Here is a 5420-nt window from a genome sequence, read left to right as displayed (position 1 = left end):
TGTGTCTGTTGTTTGAGAACTCAATAGTGTGCCAAGTTTGTTGATACCGATTTATTTATATGAATTGGTTGTTTTGGCTGGTTTCGTGTCACCTCCGTGGCGCGGGGCTGGTTTTACAGCTGGTTTCAAATTTTGTGCAGCTCTTCTGCCGTTATTTCCGGTGGTTGTGGTTGTGTCTGTTTTTGTTTTACTTCAACGGAGAGTTTGATCCTGGCTCAGGATGAACGCTGGCGGCGTGCTTAACACATGCAAGTCGAACGATGATCTCCAGCTTGCTGGGGGGATTAGTGGCGAACGGGTGAGTAACACGTGAGTAACCTGCCCTTGACTCTGGGATAAGCCTGGGAAACTGGGTCTAATACCGGATACGACCGCTCCACGCATGTGGTGGTGGTGGAAAGCTTTTGCGGTTTTGGATGGACTCGCGGCCTATCAGCTTGTTGGTGGGGTAATGGCCTACCAAGGCGACGACGGGTAGCCGGCCTGAGAGGGTGACCGGCCACACTGGGACTGAGACACGGCCCAGACTCCTACGGGAGGCAGCAGTGGGGAATATTGCACAATGGGCGCAAGCCTGATGCAGCGACGCCGCGTGAGGGATGACGGCCTTCGGGTTGTAAACCTCTTTCAGTAGGGAAGAAGCGAAAGTGACGGTACCTGCAGAAGAAGCGCCGGCTAACTACGTGCCAGCAGCCGCGGTAATACGTAGGGCGCAAGCGTTATCCGGAATTATTGGGCGTAAAGAGCTCGTAGGCGGTTTGTCGCGTCTGCTGTGAAAGACCGGGGCTCAACTCCGGTTCTGCAGTGGGTACGGGCAGACTAGAGTGATGTAGGGGAGACTGGAATTCCTGGTGTAGCGGTGAAATGCGCAGATATCAGGAGGAACACCGATGGCGAAGGCAGGTCTCTGGGCATTAACTGACGCTGAGGAGCGAAAGCATGGGGAGCGAACAGGATTAGATACCCTGGTAGTCCATGCCGTAAACGTTGGGCACTAGGTGTGGGGGACATTCCACGTTTTCCGCGCCGTAGCTAACGCATTAAGTGCCCCGCCTGGGGAGTACGGCCGCAAGGCTAAAACTCAAAGGAATTGACGGGGGCCCGCACAAGCGGCGGAGCATGCGGATTAATTCGATGCAACGCGAAGAACCTTACCAAGGCTTGACATGAACCGGTAACGCCTGGAAACAGGTGCCCCGCTTGCGGTCGGTTTACAGGTGGTGCATGGTTGTCGTCAGCTCGTGTCGTGAGATGTTGGGTTAAGTCCCGCAACGAGCGCAACCCTCGTTCTATGTTGCCAGCGCGTGATGGCGGGGACTCATAGGAGACTGCCGGGGTCAACTCGGAGGAAGGTGGGGACGACGTCAAATCATCATGCCCCTTATGTCTTGGGCTTCACGCATGCTACAATGGCCGGTACAAAGGGTTGCGATACTGTGAGGTGGAGCTAATCCCAAAAAGCCGGTCTCAGTTCGGATTGGGGTCTGCAACTCGACCCCATGAAGTCGGAGTCGCTAGTAATCGCAGATCAGCAACGCTGCGGTGAATACGTTCCCGGGCCTTGTACACACCGCCCGTCAAGTCACGAAAGTTGGTAACACCCGAAGCCGGTGGCCTAACCCTTGTGGGGGGAGCCGTCGAAGGTGGGACCGGCGATTGGGACTAAGTCGTAACAAGGTAGCCGTACCGGAAGGTGCGGCTGGATCACCTCCTTTCTAAGGAGCACCATTATCGCCCTTCTTCCTTCCGCATGGTTGGTTGGGGGTGTGTGGAAGCAAAGCCCATTGCGCAGGCGTCTGTTCTGCGGTGGGTGCTCATGGGTGGAATATCAGCAGATAGCGGCCGGTTGGTTCTTTTCCTGTGTCCAGTACGGATGCCTTCACTTTTGTGGTGGGTGTTTTGGAACGGTGCGGGTAGGGGGTTGTCCGGTTTTCGTGTTTGGCACACTGTTGGGTCCTGAGGCAACAGGGCCGTCGGGGAGGGTGCGTGGCCTGTGTGGTTTGCGTGGTTTTTCCTGGCGGGTTTGGGTGTTTCTGGTTTCCTGGCTGCATGGTCTTCGTGCGTGCACGGCTGTCCCTTTTCGGGGGTGGTTGTGGTGCGGGGGTGTGTGGTACGGGGTTGTTGTTTGAGAACTACATAGTGGACGCGAGCATCTAGGCACGGGCAGGCCCTTGGGGTTTGTTTCGTGTCTTACAGCAATTTCTTTTTATGAACCCGGCCCTCTTTTTGGGGGTCTGGTTCTCTCGAGAAGTTTTTTGATCTTGTGTGGTCAAGTTTTTAAGGGCACACGGTGGATGCCTTGGCATTAGGAGCCGAAGAAGGACGTAGGAATCTGCGATAAGCCTGGGGGAGTTGATAACCGAACGGTGATCCCAGGATGTCCGAATGGGGAAACCCCGCCAGACGCGTTTTGCGTGATCTGGTGACCCGCATCTGAACACATAGGGTGCGTGGGGGGAACGCGGGGAAGTGAAACATCTCAGTACCCGCAGGAAGAGAAAACAAGAGTGATTCCGTTAGTAGTGGCGAGCGAACGCGGATGAGGCTAAACCGTTCCATGTGTGATAGCCGGCGGGCGTTGCATGGGCGGGGTTGTGGGACTTTCCGTACTGGTTCTGCCGGACCGGTGGGGTGAGAGCGCAGGCATAGGTGAACGGTCTTGAAAGGCCGGCCGGAGAGGGTGTTAGCCCCGTAACCGTAATGTTGTGTGCCGCCTGGAGAGGATCCCAAGTAGCACGGGGCCCGAGAAATCCCGTGTGAATCTGTCAGGACCACCTGATAAGCCTAAATACTTCCTAATGACCGATAGCGGACCAGTACCGTGAGGGAAAGGTGAAAAGTACCCCGGGAGGGGAGTGAAACAGTACCTGAAACCGTGTGCTTACAATCCGTCGGAGCCAGTCTGATTCTGGTGACGGCGTGCCTTTTGAAGAATGAGCCTGCGAGTTAGTGTTACGTCGCGAGGTTAACCCGTGTGGGGTAGCCGTAGCGAAAGCGAGTCTGAACAGGGCGAGTGTAGTGGCGTGATCTAGACCCGAAGCGGAGTGATCTACCCATGGCCAGGTTGAAGCGACGGTAAGACGTCGTGGAGGACCGAACCCACTTCAGTTGAAAATGGAGGGGATGAGCTGTGGGTAGGGGTGAAAGGCCAATCAAACTCCGTGATAGCTGGTTCTCCCCGAAATGCATTTAGGTGCAGCGTTGCGTGTTTCTTGCCGGAGGTAGAGCTACTGGATGGCCGATGGGCCCTACAAGGTTACTGACGTCAGCCAAACTCCGAATGCCGGTAAGTGAGAGCGCAGCAGTGAGACTGTGGGGGATAAGCTTCATAGTCGAGAGGGAAACAGCCCAGACCACCAACTAAGGCCCCTAAGCGTGTGCTAAGTGGGAAAGGATGTGGAGTTGCGAAGACAACCAGGAGGTTGGCTTAGAAGCAGCCATCCTTGAAAGAGTGCGTAATAGCTCACTGGTCAAGTGATTCCGCGCCGACAATGTAGCGGGGCTCAAGTACACCGCCGAAGTTGTGGATTTCAGATAGTAGACAAGCCTTCGTGGTTCAGTCGTCTGGAGTGGTAGGGGAGCGTCGTGTGGGCGGTGAAGTCGCGGTGTAAACCAGCGGTGGAGCCTACACGAGTGAGAATGCAGGCATGAGTAGCGAAAGACGGGTGAGAAACCCGTCCGCCGAATGATCAAGGGTTCCAGGGTCAAGCTAATCTGCCCTGGGTAAGTCGGGACCTAAGGCGAGGCCGACAGGCGTAGTCGATGGACAACGGGTTGATATTCCCGTACCGGCGAAGGACCGCCCATGCCAAGCGGGGGATACTAACCGCCCGGAGCCTGCCCAATCACCCTTGTGGTGTGCGGGTTTTGGCCGAGCGCGGGACCTGATCCCGGGAGGTAAGCGTATTAACAGGTGTGACGCAGGAAGGTAGCCGGGCCGGGCGATGGTTGCCCCGGTCTAAGGATGTAGGGTCAGCGATAGGCAAATCCGTCGCTGTGTCTTGGATGACGATCCTGAGATCTGATGGGACCCCCGTCATGGGGGGATCCGGTGATCCTATGCTGCCTAGAAAAGCATCGGCGCGAGGTCCCAGCCGCCCGTACCCCAAACCGACACAGGTGATCAGGTAGAGAATACCAAGGCGATCGAGAGAATTATGGTTAAGGAACTCGGCAAAATGCCCCCGTAACTTCGGGAGAAGGGGGGCCCCAACCTTGAACACCACTTGCTGGTGGGAGGGGATCGGGGCCGCAGAGACCAGGGGGAAGCGACTGTTTACTAAAAACACAGGTCCGTGCGAAGTCGCAAGACGATGTATACGGACTGACTCCTGCCCGGTGCTGGAAGGTTAAGAGGACCGGTTAGCCGCAAGGCGAAGCTGAGAATTTAAGCCCCAGTAAACGGCGGTGGTAACTATAACCATCCTAAGGTAGCGAAATTCCTTGTCGGGTAAGTTCCGACCTGCACGAATGGAGTAACGACTTCCCCGCTGTCTCAACCATAAACTCGGCGAAATTGCAGTACGAGTAAAGATGCTCGTTACGCGCAGCAGGACGGAAAGACCCCGAGACCTTTACTATAGTTTGGTATTGGTGTTCGGAGTGGCTTGTGTAGGATAGGTGGGAGACGTTGAAGCCCTCACGCCAGTGGGGGTGGAGTCATCGTTGAAATACCACTCTGGTCACTTTGGACATCTAACTTCGGCCCGTGATCCGGGTCAGGGACAGTGCCTGATGGGTAGTTTAACTGGGGCGGTTGCCTCCTAAAAAGTAACGGAGGCGCCCAAAGGTTCCCTCAGCCTGGTTGGCAATCAGGTGTCGAGTGTAAGTGCACAAGGGAGCTTGACTGTGAGAGAGACATCTCAAGCAGGGACGAAAGTCGGGACTAGTGATCCGGCGGTACATTGTGGAATGGCCGTCGCTCAACGGATAAAAGGTACCTCGGGGATAACAGGCTGATCTTGCCCAAGAGTCCATATCGACGGCATGGTTTGGCACCTCGATGTCGGCTCGTCGCATCCTGGGGCTGGAGTAGGTCCCAAGGGTTGGGCTGTTCGCCCATTAAAGCGGTACGCGAGCTGGGTTTAGAACGTCGTGAGACAGTTCGGTCCCTATCCGCTGCGCGCGCAGGAAATTTGAGAAGGGCTGTCCTTAGTACGAGAGGACCGGGACGGACGAACCTCTGGTGTGTCAGTTGTACTGCCAAGTGCACCGCTGATTAGCTACGTTCGGATGGGATAACCGCTGAAAGCATCTAAGCGGGAAGCTCGCTTCAAGATGAGATTTCCATACACCTCGTGTGTGAGAGGCCCCCAGCCAGACCACTGGGTTGATAGGCCGGATGTGGAAGACAGGACCAAAGACTGTTGAAGCTGACCGGTACTAATAGGCCGATAACTTACACCACACAAACACGATCA

Annotated in this window: 2 rRNA genes; both read left to right on the top strand. The window is 55.8% G+C overall.

What is annotated here, in order from left to right:
- Positions 1-192 precede the first annotated feature (192 nt).
- Positions 193-1715, top strand: a 16S ribosomal RNA gene (locus tag ACFVTG_RS24695).
- A 552-nt stretch (positions 1716-2267) separates the two neighbouring features.
- Positions 2268-5407: ribosomal RNA gene (locus ACFVTG_RS24690) — 23S ribosomal RNA — on the top strand.
- The 16S and 23S rRNA genes sit together here, the layout of an rRNA operon.
- Positions 5408-5420 lie beyond the last annotated feature (13 nt).

The sequence above is a fragment of the Arthrobacter sp. NPDC058127 genome, from assembly GCF_042884555.1.
In the GTDB taxonomy this organism is placed as follows: domain Bacteria; phylum Actinomycetota; class Actinomycetes; order Actinomycetales; family Micrococcaceae; genus Arthrobacter.
The sequence above is the reverse complement of the archived record's forward strand: the minus strand, read 5'-3'. Positions and strand labels throughout refer to the sequence as shown.